At 44.8% G+C, this 13,711-nt stretch carries 9 protein-coding genes and 1 tRNA gene; 1 reads left to right on the top strand and 9 read right to left on the bottom strand.

Annotated elements, in window-relative coordinates; translation table 11 throughout:
• Nucleotides 1–28 precede the first annotated feature (28 nt).
• From rpoB to ACPEIW_RS05430, 4 genes are all read right to left on the bottom strand, one after another.
• Entirely contained in the window at nt 29–3,595 is a 3,567-nt protein-coding gene (gene rpoB / locus ACPEIW_RS05415; RefSeq protein ID WP_425663505.1) for a DNA-directed RNA polymerase subunit beta, read from the bottom strand.
• Between the two features lie 553 nt (nt 3,596–4,148).
• On the bottom strand, nt 4,149–4,925 hold the full coding sequence (locus ACPEIW_RS05420) for a peptide ABC transporter permease (protein ID WP_425663507.1): 777 nt from the start codon (nt 4,923–4,925) through the stop codon (nt 4,149–4,151).
• Nucleotides 4,926–4,989: 64 nt separating this feature from the next.
• Entirely contained in the window at nt 4,990–5,652 is a 663-nt protein-coding gene (locus ACPEIW_RS05425) for a tRNA (cytidine(34)-2'-O)-methyltransferase (RefSeq protein WP_415701717.1), read from the bottom strand.
• Nucleotides 5,653–5,654: 2 nt separating this feature from the next.
• A complete protein-coding gene (locus ACPEIW_RS05430) occupies nt 5,655–6,602 on the bottom strand; it encodes a DMT family transporter (protein WP_016786684.1) in 948 nt (315 codons plus the stop codon).
• 484 nt (nt 6,603–7,086) lie between these two features.
• On the opposite strand from ACPEIW_RS05430, the gene ACPEIW_RS05435 reads away from it, so the two are divergent.
• Nucleotides 7,087–7,171 (top strand) — tRNA-Ser (locus ACPEIW_RS05435).
• An 89-nt stretch (nt 7,172–7,260) separates the two neighbouring features.
• Here the strand turns inward: ACPEIW_RS05435 and glf are convergent.
• From glf to ACPEIW_RS05460, 5 genes are read right to left on the bottom strand one after another with little or no spacing between them, the layout of a single operon-like run.
• Nucleotides 7,261–8,475 carry a UDP-galactopyranose mutase gene (gene glf / locus ACPEIW_RS05440; protein WP_425664443.1) on the bottom strand — a complete coding sequence of 405 codons (1,215 nt, stop codon included), beginning with the start codon at nt 8,473–8,475 and terminating at the stop codon, nt 7,261–7,263.
• 56 nt (nt 8,476–8,531) lie between these two features.
• Nucleotides 8,532–9,674: a glycosyltransferase family 2 protein gene (locus ACPEIW_RS05445; protein WP_425664445.1), complete on the bottom strand. Its 1,143-nt coding sequence runs from the start codon at nt 9,672–9,674 to the stop codon at nt 8,532–8,534.
• A 19-nt stretch (nt 9,675–9,693) separates the two neighbouring features.
• The gene (locus ACPEIW_RS05450) at nt 9,694–10,581 is read right to left on the bottom strand and encodes a glycosyltransferase (RefSeq protein ID WP_425664447.1); all 888 of its coding nucleotides are present in this window, start codon (nt 10,579–10,581) and stop codon (nt 9,694–9,696) included.
• 1 nt (nt 10,582) lies between these two features.
• Entirely contained in the window at nt 10,583–11,734 is a 1,152-nt protein-coding gene (locus ACPEIW_RS05455; protein ID WP_425663510.1) for an acyltransferase family protein, read from the bottom strand.
• A complete protein-coding gene (locus ACPEIW_RS05460; protein ID WP_425663512.1) occupies nt 11,727–13,682 on the bottom strand; it encodes a rhamnan synthesis F family protein in 1,956 nt (651 codons plus the stop codon). Before ACPEIW_RS05460 ends, ACPEIW_RS05455 begins: the two co-directional genes overlap by 8 nt.
• Nucleotides 13,683–13,711: the final 29 nt, after the last annotated feature.

The raw sequence follows: 13,711 nt of genomic DNA on the forward strand, positions 1-13,711 counted from the left end.
AGTGATTAAAACACTTGTAACACTTGTATCACTGGTATTCAGGTTCTTGAATAACTTGGTCTTCTTTGGCAGACGAATCTGGTCGTGCACCAATATTAAAGCCCAAATTTTCAGAAGACGACACCGGATCATCATCTTCATCCTTCATGTCGATTGCCACTCCTTCGGAGTTAAGCACCTCAACATTCAAGGAGAGCGACTGCATTTCCTTGAGCAACACCTTAAAGGACTCAGGAATACCAGCAGGTGGAAGATTATCGCCCTTAACAATAGCGCCATACACGCGCACGCGACCGTCAACGTCATCAGACTTTGTGGTCATCATTTCGTGCAATGTGTACGCAGCGCCATAAGCCTCAAGCGCCCACACTTCCATCTCACCAAAGCGCTGGCCGCCGAACTGAGCCTTACCACCCAACGGCTGCTGGGTAATCATAGAGTAAGGACCAGTGGAACGAGCGTGAATCTTATCATCAACCAAGTGATGCAGCTTCAAGATGTACATGTAACCAACAGAAATTGGCTTAGGGAATGGTTCACCAGTGCGGCCGTCAAACAGTGTTGCCTTACCGTCGGAGCCAACAAGCTTATTGCCATCGCGGTCTGCAAGCGTAGTGCTCAAAAGACCCTTCAAGGTCTCTGGGCGCACGCCGTCGAACACTGGAGTTGCAACAGGAGTGCATGGATCGCCGTGCTCGGCGCCTTCTGGCACGTACTTCTTCCAAGCGGCCTCAAGGTCTGTATCCAAGTTAATATCCCAGCCTGCGTGAGCAATCCAACCCAAGTGAAGCTCGAGCACCTGGCCCAAGTTCATTCGAGAAGGCACGCCCAGCGGGTTAAGCATAATGTCTACTGGAGTACCATCCTCCAAGAATGGCATATCCTCTTCTGGCAAAATGCGGGAAATAACACCCTTATTACCGTGACGACCAGAAAGCTTATCGCCCTGCGTAATCTTGCGATGCTGAGCAATGTACACGCGAATCATCTGGTTTACGCCATTTGGAAGCTCATCGCCATCGTCTTCAGCGTCTTCGCGAGTAATCTCCTTAACAGCAATCACGGTACCAGTTTCGCCGTGAGGCACACGAAGCGAAGTGTCTCGAACTTCGCGGCTCTTTTCGCCAAAGATTGCGCGAAGCAAGCGCTCTTCTGGAGTAAGCTCGGTCTCGCCCTTAGGTGTTACCTTACCAACCAAAATGTCGCCAGCTTCCACCTCGGCACCAATGCGAATAATACCGCGCTCGTCGAGGTTTGCAATAGCGTCTTCGCCAACGTTTGGAAGGTCGCGAGTAATCTCTTCGGCACCAAGCTTGGTTTCGCGAGCATCAATCTCGTACTCTTCAATATGAATCGAAGAAAGCGTATCGTCTTGTACGAGTCGCTGAGAAATAATCACAGCATCCTCGTAGTTGTAGCCGTTCCAAGGCATAAACGCAACAAGCAAATTCTTGCCGAGTGCAAGCTCACCCTTGTCTGTTGCAGGGCCATCAGCCAAAACAGTTCCTGCTTCCACGCGCTCACCATCTTTAATAAGCGGCACCTGGTTGTAGCAAGTAGTCTGATTGGAACGCTGGAACTTAGAAAGCTTGTAGCTAGATTGAGTTCCGTCATCGTTCATAACGCGAATAATATCCGCAGAAACGTAGGTTACAACGCCTGGCTTTTCGGAAAGAATCACGTCTCCAGAATCAACTGCAGCACGCCATTCAGAACCCGTACCAACAAGTGGACGCTCCGACTTAATAAGAGGCACGGCCTGGCGCTGCATGTTGGTACCCATCAAAGCACGGTGACCTTCATCGTGCTCCAAGAATGGAATCAAGCTTGCGCCAAGGGAAACCATCTGACGTGGAGAAACATCCATGTAGTCAACAGTGCTTACAGGCACATCGACTGCCTCTTCTTCGTCCACGCGAGCAAGCGCCTGCGTGCCAACAAAGTTGCCATTTTCGTCGAGTTCCTGGTTTGCCTGAGCAATAACATGCTCTGCTTCGCGGTCTGCAGTCATATATTCGACTTCGTTAGTCACATGACCGTTAACAACCTTACGATAAGGCGTTTCAATAAAGCCGAATGGATTAATGCGACCAAAGGTTGCAAGCGAACCGATAAGACCGATGTTTGGACCTTCTGGGGATTCGATTGGGCACATACGACCAAAGTGGGATGGGTGCACGTCTCGAACTTCCATAGATGCGCGGTCTCTAGAAAGACCACCAGGACCAAGAGCCGAAAGACGACGCTTGTTCGTAACGCCTGCCAAAGGATTGTTTTGATCCATAAACTGGCTGAGCTGGGAAGTTCCGAAGAACTCCTTAATCGTAGCGTTAACTGGTCGAATGTTAATCAACGACTGTGGTGTAATCGCCTCAGCGTCTTGAGTTGTCATGCGCTCGCGCACAACGCGCTCCATACGGCTTAAGCCAGTACGAATCTGATTCTGTACAAGCTCGCCAACCTGGCGGATTCGGCGGTTTCCAAAGTGATCAATATCGTCTACGTCTACACGCAACTGCACATCTTCGCCATCGCGCTTGCCTGGGAAGGTCTTTTCGCCAGCATGCAAAGTAACCAAATACTTGATTGTTGCAATAATGTCTTCGCGATTCAAGCTGCGATCGTTGTAATCCGCTTCCAAACCAAGCTTGCGATTAATCTTGTAGCGACCAACGCGCGCCAAATCGTAGCGCTTTGTGTTGAAGTAGAAGGATTCGAGCAAATTGCGGCCCGCGTCGGCAGTTGCGGTATCTGCTGGGCGAATCTTTCTGTACAAGTCTGTAAGAGCATCGTCTTGAGTATCGATTGGCTCTTTTTCTAGAGCGTCGAGAACAAGAGGATATCCCTGGAATGCTTCGGCAATTTCTGGCTTAGTCATGCCAATTGCCATTAAGAATACGATTGCAGACTGCTTGCGCTTGCGATCTACGCGCACGCCAAGAACATCGCGCTTATCAATCTCGAACTCAAGCCACGCTCCGCGACTTGGAATGATTTTTGCGCCAAAAACGTCTTTATCGGAAGTGCGATCTTGTGTGCGGTCGAAGTACACGCCTGGGGAACGCACAAGCTGAGACACGATTACGCGCTCAGTGCCGCCAATAATGAATGTTCCGTGTGGGGTTTGTAATGGGAAATCACCCATAAAAACAGTCTGGCTCTTAATCTCGCCAGTTTCGCCATTTTCAAACTCTGCATTTACGTACAAAGGAGCGGAATACGTGTAATCCTTCTCTTTGCACTCAAGCACAGTGTGACGTGGCTCTTCAAAATATGGATCCGAGAATGTGAGGCTCATTGTCTCAGCAAAATTCTCGATTGGAGAAATCTCTTGGAACACTTCTTCTAGACCAGAGACGTGTGGCACAGTGTGAGTGCCATTTGCCTCATCTTCTTCGACGCGCTTCTTCCAACGCTCGGAGCCGATCAGCCAGTCAAAGCTGTCGGTTTGCACACCGAGGAGGTATGGCACATCGATTGGCTCACAAATGGAGCCGAAATTCACACGATCCGACGCTTTGTGCAACTTAATGCTGTGCTCGTCGGCACGCGCGATGACTTTGGTGGTGTTCGTCGTAGCTTGTTCAGCAGCCAATGGACGTTCCTTTATCGCTAGCTAGTTTTATTAATCCTTGGGAGCTTTAGAAAATCGCAGCAAACGCGCTTAAAATCAATGATTTTGGGTTTGCGGGCGCCTTCTTCGGTTCCTTGAGTATGCCCGCTATATGACACACCGTGTACAAAGAAACGATTTTACCCCTTCGCTTCGACTTTTTGCGCCATTGATGTAGGGTACTAATCTACACATATAGCATTTGTTGTTGCGCGAGGTTTGAGTATTTCTCTCCTCGCAAGTCCCGTCGCTACGCTCCTCTTTTATTGCTCGTATAGAAATACATCAAACCTTCTGAATGCCTAGAACTTTTGCGTAGTTTTCATCGCCGAGATTCTCGATTTTTCTTGCTGCTTCAGCGAATCACCATTTCATGCTGAGGTTCGCTTCATCCGCTGCGAAAAATCTCGAATCTCTACCTAGTTTGGTGAAATCTGCGTAATCATGTAGTGCGTTTGTACCTGATTTTGGTGTTTTTTGATACAAACGCACTGCAAAAAATGCACAAAATATTGAACAAAAGTCAACACAAACACTAGCGAACAGAAATAACAACGGGATTGCTTTGCAACCCTGCTACGTCCTTATGCTCGATTTGCGCAATGTACGTTCCGCGCGAAACTTTAGGCAAATCGGAGTCATTCGCGCAATTTTCTCCACTCGGCGTGCCAATCGTAGCGTTTGCATTCCAAGTAAACTTTTTATCGTACGAATCGCCTTTTGCCATAAGTAGCGGCTTGAGTGGAATTATGCACATATCTGATTGCCATTGCGGAACAACTGCTTGTGCAGACTTGTCTTTCGACTTATTAGACTGATTCGACTTATTTTGCTTATTTGACTTATTTGACTTATCGCCTTTTGCGCCAGAAGAATCGCCAGCCGCTTGCGATGAACCGCCTGCGCTTTGGCCTATATTCAACACCATTCTTCCGCTCGAAGCGTCAATCCTGCATGAATCGTCGCCTTCGTAAACAATGTGAGCGTTAAACTCTAAAGTTCCACCCATTGGAACAGCTTGAGACGAAGAAGATAGCTCAATTCTAACGTCTTTTGCACTGCATTTTTTTATGACTCCAACAGGCCTTGGATCTGGCACAAGCTGTTTAGATAGAGTAACGTCTGAATGTTTGTTTATAGCGGTTCCAATTGCGCTAATGCCCTTAAAAATGCTGACTATGCAAAAAATGCAGAATGCTAAAACAGCCAACAGCCCCACGCAAACTACGATTCGGCGGCGAATGTACATGCGGCGGCGCGCAGCACTAATCTTCCGCTTTGGTTTACGTTTTAACACAGGCATATTAACCATTGTAATGCATGAGTAGTTTTAAGACTATTTTTGGCTATTTATGGCGATTTCTAGCTATTTATGACTATTTTCCGCCCTCAAATCCAAGCTGACGCCACGCCTCATAAATGGCGATTGATGCGCAATTCGTAAGATTTAAGCTTCTAAGCGAAGGTCGCATTGGCAAGCGAACCTGTTCCGCAACATGCGGGCCTGCCATAATATCCATTGGGTCTGGAATATCTCCTGGCTCTGGCCCAAAAAGCAAAATATCGTTCGGCTTATACTCAACATCTGTGTAAAGTTTTGTGGCGTTTGCAGTAAACGCAATTATGCGAGAATTTGGCATTGACTCAACAAGGTTTTCAAAATTCGGATGCATAACAACGTGTGCCATATCGTGATAATCAAGACCCGCGCGACGAAGCTTTGTGTCTTGAAGATTAAATCCAAGCGGCTCTACAAGATGCAAAATTGTGCCCGTTACAGCGCAAAGGCGAATCGCAGATCCTGTGTTTCCTGGGATTCTAGGCGAATAGAAGCACAAGTGCGGAGTTTGAGTTTGCGCAGTGCTTGCATCTTGCGCGCTTAGCATGGCATCCATAACGCTTATTGGATTTCCGTGCGCGTCTGTTACAAGCTCGTCTGGGCCGTAGTTTGACTTTCGGTAGCCGTACTCATACATCTGCTCTACGCGATTGACTGGGTTTTGTAAATCCATGTTTTGTGCATCTTGCATATTCGTCATAATCACCTCAATAAAATCATCATAATAAAAATAAGCGCAAATCCTGCAAAATCAGCCCACGAGAACACAGCTCCCGTAAACACAACAGCCGTGATTGCAGCCATAACAGGCTCGCTCGCGCCTAAAAGCGTTCCGCGCACAGATCCAACTCGCATAATGCCAGCCAAAAACATCCAATATGCGCCAAAAGTTCCGCCAACAATTGTAAAAGTAAACAGCAAATACGCGCTCAAATCTAAAGGAGGCATTGTTTGCCATGGCTTCACAAATGGCAGCATAATAAGACCTGCAATAATAAACGTGATTCCGTTTACAGTAAGATTTCCCCATTTTGCAATCAATTTAACTGGCATAATCGCAAGCGCCGCCGTACTCGCAGCATCTGCTAATCCCCACAAAAGTCCCATTAACGGCAGCGAAAGCGAGCTAAAATTGCCACCCGTTGCCATAAGCGCAGTTCCTGCAAACGCAAGCAAAACACCAATGTTTTCGCGCAAAGTCGGAGTTCTTTTTGACCGCAAACACACGTAAACAAGCACAAAAAGCAGATTGAGGCTTTGTAAAACGGTAGCTGTTCCAGAGTTAGTCCAGTCGATTGTAAAAAGATACGCAACTTGCGTTAAAAGCACGCACACAATACCTGTTACGACTAGCATTGGCCATGATTTTTTTGTGCTTAATGCGCCAACGAGTTGCTTGCGATTAACAATTGAGGCAACAATTACGAATAGTACGCCTGCAGCAAGCTGACGAACGCACGCGATTTGCAGCGGACTTACAAGGTATTTAGACATTAGAATCTTAGAAACAGTAGCATTTGTGCCCCAAAGCGCACCGCCAAGAATTGTTAAGATTATGCCAATCATCATTGTGCGCGGACTATGATCAACTGCAGGATTTGGCTTTTTAGGCTTTATTTTTTGGATATTCTTTACAAAACCAACATCCATGCTAAACACCTTCTAAACTTAAATCCTGTATTTGCTAATAATCCTGTAGTTTTGCGCATCTGTAGTAAGTCGCAAATCACAAATCGCAAATCGCTTACTACATATGAAAAATCTACACTATCACATAATCAACAACACGCACATAATCAACAACACGCAATTGCAAGGATTGTATGTGCAATAAATCTATTGGGGCGATTTGAGAATCGCAAAAACGTTAGAAATGTCGCTCGCGCGTTGCAGCGCGCTATGCAATTTCAAGCTCAGTCAAAGCGCGCAGCAGAAGCAGTGCTTCTGCCTTAAGTGGCTCAGCGCTCCGAATTGCCTTCGCGCTACGTTCCAAACGCGAAGGCAGGTCGTCGCGCCCGCGCATTATGCAGCTCGAAATCGTCGATTCGCGCAACGCGCGATTTTGCATTATCCGCACACTATGTTATCTTATTTAAGTTGTCTTTTGTTGTGTGTTTAGCACAATGATTGATGTGGAGAATTCGCCTAGTGGTCTATGGCGCACGCTTGGAAAGCGTGTTGGTGTAACAGCCTCACGAGTTCGAATCTCGTATTCTCCGCGAGTAGGGCTTCTAGCCAATAGCTAGAAGCCCTTTTTCGTACTTATATACTTTGCGCCAGCCTTACTTACGCTGACTTTTACTTACTCTTAGCGCGCAATAAGTGGCGCTACTTGCGATTCGTAAGCACGCAAAGCCATATCAATCACATTGTGCATATCGTAGTAACTGTACGTTCCCAATCGCCCACCAAAAACAGTGTTCGTCTCAGCCGCTGCAAGCTCCGCATAGCGCGCATACAAGGCTTTATCTTCCTCCGTGTTCACTGGATAATACGGCTCATCCTCGCGGCTGGCTGCGCGAGAATACTCCTGCCAAACAACAGTCTCCCCAGCTTTAACGCTTTTGCCTGGCACAAAATCAGCATCGCCGCTAGCCTCCGTAGAAACCTCCTCGCGCTCTGGATTAAAGTTCTTAAACTCAATCGCGCGCGTAAACGGAACATCTGCATCTGAATAGTTCATAACTGGGCAGCCAAAGTGGTCGCTCTCCTGGTAACGCACTTCCTTAAAGTCAACGGTACGCCACTTTAACTCGCCAAGCGCGTAGTCAAAATACCTGTCCACTGGCCCCGTATAAACCACTGGCACTCCAGCTTCCGCCAGCGCGCGCTTGTTAAACGGCTGCGATTCGTCGAAAAAGTCCACGCCAAGCGAAACATGAATTAGTGGATTATCAATCATTCGCTGCATCCAAGCCGTATATCCGTCCGTTGGCAATCCTTCCCAAGTGTCTTTAAAGTAGCGATTATTGTAGTTAAATCGCACAGGCAAGCGCTTAATAATTCCAGCAGGCAGCTTAGAAGGATCCGTTTGCCACTGTTTTGCCGTGTAATTCTTAATAAACGCCTCGTAAAGCGGGCGCCCAATTAGGCTAATACCCTTATCGTTTAGATTTTGCGGATCTTTGCCAGCAAACTCCCCCGCTTGGCTTGCAATAAGCGCCTTTGCTTCTTCTGGCGTGTAGTGCGCGTGGAAGAATTGGTTAATCGTACCTAAGTTGATTGGCAACGAATACACTTCGCCATCGTGAGTTGCGTAAACACGATGCACGTAGTTAGTAAACGTTGTGAAGCGGTTCACATAATCCCACACACGCTTATTGCTTGTGTGGAAAAGATGCGCGCCATACTTGTGAATTTCAATTCCCGTTCGCTCGTCAAAATACGAGTAAGCGTTGCCGCCAATGTGATTACGCACGTCAATAATCTCAACGCGAGCGCCAGCGCGTTCTGCAGCCTGCTGAGCTACGGTTAAGCCGAACAATCCTGCTCCAACAACCACTAAATCTGGGTATTCGCTCATTTCCCCACTCATTTCTTGCTTTCTGATTTGCACTTACTCTTCGATTTTTAATTGCATTACTTCATATTTTTAATTTTGCAATCGTAGATTATTTTTTCAAGATTCCTAACACACGCCATCGTAAAACATTGCGCGCGCTGTAAAATCGTAAGCTTTTTAACAGCTGATTTAGCAAATTCTACGTCTTTAGCATAATTTTTTTCGTATATTTTTTGGATTTCTGCATCACTATTTTTTCCGCCATTAAGCGTATTTTCTCCACTTTTAAGCGCGTATCGCTCGTAACGCAAATTTCCAACCATTGTGTAGTAGCTTCTTGCTGGCAAAACGTTGTGTTCTAAGCACAAATCCCAATTTGCTCGAACTGCGTCTATATGATCGTGGTAAAAGCCAGCGTCTCGCATTTTATGCGTTACGGAATCCGTGCGTTGCAGCCAGTAGTACAGCACTTCGTCCACATGTGCCACGTAATTCATGCGCGAGTACAGAACGCTTGCCATCGCCGTGTCTTGCGCAAACTTTCCTTCTGGGAATCGCACTCCTTCCCAAACCTCTCGCCTGTACAGCCTGCACCAATTCGCTTCGTTAAAGTAGCGCGCTTCGCTGTTTTTGCCCAGCTTATTTCCGATTATTCTAAATATTTTGCAAAATACAGTTTGATACGCTTTTAGCGGATTTTTTACGATTTTTATTTGAGTCGCGTTCTCTAAACGTGCGGTTGCTTGCGATTTTTCCGTACCTAATCCGCGCGCACCCAATCCACTCGCACTCAAGCCAGCTTCTTTTTTAATCTGCTCTAAGCTACTTAGACCAAATTGCTGCCATTTTGCTTTGCTCATGCTAGCTCCGCTTTGCAAAATAGCGTTTAACAAAATCTCAATATTTTTGCAATCTAGAATATCGTCATTGTCTGCAAACGCTATAAATTCGCCACGAGCTGCATCAAGCCCTGCGTTTTGCGCGCGAGATATTCCGCCGTTTTGTTGGTGTATTACTTTAACTCGCGAATCTTTTGATGCGTATGAATCGCAAATTTTACCCGAGTCGTCTTTGGATCCGTCGTCTACCAAAATCAGCTCTATGTTTTTGTAAGTTTGCGCAAGAATCGAGTCCACGCATCCGCTCAAATATTTTGCAGAATTGTAGACTGGCACGATTATAGAAACTAGCGGATTTTCGTTTTTAGCATAATTTTCCATTGCTATCATTGCTATCCTTTCAAACCGCGTTCTGTTCTGCTTTACAAGATGAGATTTTGCGCATTTGACGAATCTTTTGCTGCCCATCCTTAAATCCGCGTATCATCGCGTGAATCTTAGCAAATTTATTCTTTTCCCACAGCGCAACGAAAATCATATCTCGCACAACTGCACGCAACGACTTAGCGTACGAATATGTTCCCATTTTGTAGTCGACTACTTGCATATTTCGCGCTATGTAGTACTTGCGATTTGCGTTGTGATTCCACACGATTGGGTGTTTTATAATCAAGTTTATTGAGCGCGCTTTGCCGATTTGGTGTTCCATTATAACGTTTTGGCACTCTACGATTTTCCACCCAGCGCGCACTAGTCGCCTTGAAAAGTCGAAGTCTACTCCGTCAATTTCCAACCATTCGTCAAATCCGCCGATTTCCTGCCACGCTTCTACGCTTGTTAAGCTTCCAGACGTTATGCATTCGTCTTCGTGGCATTTGCTGTGTAAAATCGTGCCGTCTAAACGGTTTTTTAGCAAAGAGCATACAATTGCGATTTTTGCATTTTTTTGATTTACAAGACTTCCCTGATTTTCCAGGATTTTCTTGTATTCGCTAATCATGTTGCTTGGCACAACAGAATCGTCGTTAAGCGTTAGAACCCAGTTGAAACCTTGCGATTTTGCCCATTCAAACACTTGCGTCAATGCTTTTGCAAAACCAATATTTTGACTGTTTTTAACTAAAGTCACGTTTGCGTATTTGCTTACAACTTCTTGCAAGCCTTTAACATTTTTAGACGCATTATCTACGATTATTACGCGCTCTACTTGATTGCATAGCGCTTCTAAACACGTGCTTACGTCTGTTAAAGTTGGATTATAGGTGATTATTCCTGCACAAATATGCATGTTAGTCCAAACTGCGATTCGTGCTGCTATTATCACTGCGATTTATCACAGCACTTTCAACATTATTCTTGCTACTACTTTTCACTAAATATTTGCTCACAAAACCCACAATCAAGTTTGTAAAACGCTTGAGTATTACAGAAAGCACAAGAATCACCACAAACTCTGCAATTAGCAATCCGTACGCTTGCCAGCGATTAAGCCACACTGGGTATATTACTGTAAACACTTGCATTATTAACACGTGGTGAACCAAAAAAATCGGGTACGAATATGCGGATATAAACTTTGTGCACGCGCTTAGTGGCTTAAAACTTTTAACAAGTTCGCCAATATAAGACAGCAATAGGAATGCAAATATTCCTACAATCGTAACTGCAATATTGTCTTTTAATATGTGCGTTAATTGTTGTGCTGCAAGAATCACAAAAGATACTGCTGCAAGCCAATGCGGCACTTTTTTAATAAACTTTACAAAAATCATGCCAAATACTAATTCTGGCAATCTTGTTGTTAAAAGAATATCAGACGGCACTCGTGGAATCTGGTAAAAAGTAAAGAACACAACTGTTGCAGCGTATAGAACCAACACAATGCAAACAGTTGCTATTGGCATTTTATTTACGCCAACTCTTAAAAGCGGGAACACTATATAGAACAGTATTATGAATCCGAGGAACCATTCGCCTAAAGTGTAAAATGTGCCTACACCGAATGCAGAAGCGTAGCCATCCATTCCAAAAAGCGAAAAAATTGCTGTTATTTTATGCCTTGGTACAAAAATATAGCCATTATTGCGAATAAACAGTAAAATATTCGCCACTATAAATGCCACCCAAAACATTGGGTACAACGTTTTTGCGCGCTTTGTGTAGAATGTGCGCAAATCCAGGCTTTCTCTATCCCCGTAGTTGTACATAAGAGCGGCGCCAGAAATAATCAAAAATAGCGATACTCCTAATCCGCCAATGTAAATTCCAAACGGCCTATTTACAAAGAATCGCGTAGGCTCCAAATACGGATTGTTAAAATGCGTTACAACAATCAAAATCGCAGCTATTGCGCGAATCCAATCCAAGTAGAAAAGTCGCGGTTTTTTTGCGCGCGCGCGAACGCATTTTGTTGCGTCTGTATTTACGCTTATATCACTCATCTTCTTTACCTTCACTACCAACGTTACCTTTACTACCAATGTGTACAATTCTTTGAGCTATGTACAAAGCCTTATAAAATACGCGTTTTGCAATACTTTTTAGCACTCTTAAAACAGTGTAACGGAAGCGCTTTCCGCGCATTACTTCTCTACAAGTTTCTTCCAAATTGTGCTTAATCCACGGCGTGCTAACAGATTTTGATAGTTCTCGAACATCGAATTCTAGATTCGTCATTTCTATTCGCGCAAAGTGGTCGGAGAATATGTATGCGTCGTAATATCCGTTGGCTTGCGGCACATACCCGTATGCTCGCTCTATAAAGTGCAACAACGTTCCGTCTATTTTTAGCGGTTCTGCTGGGAAATCTTCGTAAGTCCACTTTCTATCCAATAGCCCGTGCAGTGCTTTCGTACGGAACCAGAACATTGTGCCGAGCGGAGCTATAGCGTCTTTATTTTCGTCTAACGGAACGCTGATTCCTAACGTTTTTTCTAGGAATTTCTTTGTGCCTTCAAAGTTTGGACCCCAAGTGTATGTAAATCCTGGGAAGTAGTCTGCATGATTTGGCGGCGTTGGCATTGCCATTCCAAGTCGCGGATGCGTTTCAAATAGATTTATAACGTTTTGCACATACTCTTTACTTGCAAGAATATTTTCAAAACACTTGTATGCGAATCCGTCGCCTATGCTTCGAGGAGATAATTGCGTGACTTTTTTATCGTGAGCAAAGCATACGTAATCGTACTTCATAAGATCTGCGCCGCCGCCCACTAAGAATGCGCTCACATCTCTACCGCGATTTTCAATCAACCGCACGTCTACGTTATACGGAAGTTGTTTCACGCGTTGTTTCACGATTTGCTGGTTTTCTTTCGATCCTACAGTTAAAATAACGTCACATCCTTGCGGCATGGATTGAATATAGTGCAAACTTTTATCTAGCAAATCCATGTAATACAAGTGCATGCACAACGCGACTTTTGGCTTAGATGCAGGCTTAGCAGTAGCAATAGCAGTAGATGTTGATGTAGCTGTTGATGAGTTTTCCACAATCTGATTTTGCGGCAAAATGTATCGCAAATGAAGATTCTTCATCAAATCTGCCATATTCATGCTTCGCAAAGCATTTTCCCAAATCAAATCCGTGTTGTAATCGGTGTGATCCCGCAAATACTCGTATAAGTCTAATGCTTGGTTTCCAACGGATTGCGTAGAAACGTCGGAGTAATCATGGAAGAAAGACCTGCGCTTAAAAATCGGGCAACGCTTATATTCCACAATCTGCCTTGCAGCATACGTTATTGGACCGTAAGAGTAGCCTTCTAAATCACTCGTATCAACGTATACAGACCACTTGTAACCCTTATCTGCAAATCGCTTTGTAAACACAGATTCATGCAATCCAACCGACTCAAAGTAGCTGTTGATTGGTGGAAGATTATTCCAATAATCCTGAAAATCCTTAGATTGAATAAAGCTTTTTCTGTATGCGTGGAAATGCGATTGAATATGCTCTGGCAAGTATCCGTACGGGCTGTAGCCAAACGGATCTCCATTAACCTTATGGAACTTTGTTATGCCCCAAAAATCAAGGTCTTTTGCGTTCATAGCGTTAAACATTTCGCTAAACGGATAAACTGGCCCCATAATCGTAGCGTTAAATAACACTACTTCGTCAAACTTTTCCAGATTCTCCCAACCGTAAGAATCCATTGCTGTCTTGTACGCCCACACGTCAAAACCTTTGTTTTCGCGCAAAATAAACTTATTCGCATAGCTTTTAAGCATCGACTCACTTTGCTCGTCGATTTTGCCATTAACTACAATCGCAAGCTCGTTAAAGAATGGTTTGAATCCATCAAGCAACGTAGACACATAACGGTCTGCGTGACCTTGCGCATCGTAGAAGAAGAAAATGCCCAAGCGCTTTGGATTTTCCAAAATCATGTTATCTCCCGATTTACCTTTAATTATCT

Source organism: Gardnerella piotii (assembly GCF_049815665.1).
Classification (GTDB): domain Bacteria; phylum Actinomycetota; class Actinomycetes; order Actinomycetales; family Bifidobacteriaceae; genus Bifidobacterium; species Bifidobacterium piotii.